This is a genomic window from Nocardioides antri, from assembly GCF_008373765.1.
GTDB classification, from domain to species: Bacteria; Actinomycetota; Actinomycetes; order Propionibacteriales; family Nocardioidaceae; genus Nocardioides; species Nocardioides antri.
In genome coordinates this window covers 1-292 of sequence record NZ_VUJW01000222.1, presented here as the reverse complement: position 1 = coordinate 292, position 292 = coordinate 1, and the positions used below count along the sequence as shown (strand labels likewise).

Annotated in this window: 1 protein-coding gene; it reads left to right on the top strand. The window is 56.8% G+C overall.

Going from position 1 to position 292, the window contains the following annotated elements:
• Window positions 1–167: 167 nt before the first annotated feature.
• Window positions 168–292 (top strand): LIM domain-containing protein (locus F0U47_RS23065; protein WP_223162884.1); only part of this gene is annotated, 125 nt, incomplete at its 3' end.

Genomic DNA, 292 nt, shown 5'->3' with positions numbered 1-292 from the left:
ACTGGGGCCGTGTGCAACTCGCGTATAGACTACGGCCGCGCGTTGCCCTCTGGTATCATTCGAACCTCGCGCACAGCAGTCTCGGCATCACCGCCCTGAACTGTACACGCGTCCGGGAGCTCGACTCTCGTTCCGACTCGACGAACAGGATAAGTTAAGCGAGCACAATGCCTTTCAAACCCGCTGATAACCCGAAGTGCCCGAAATGTGGCAAATCAGTTTACGCCGCTGAGGAGCGCGTGGCTGGTGGCCTCAAATGGCACAAAATGTGCTTCAAATGTGGTCTGTGCCA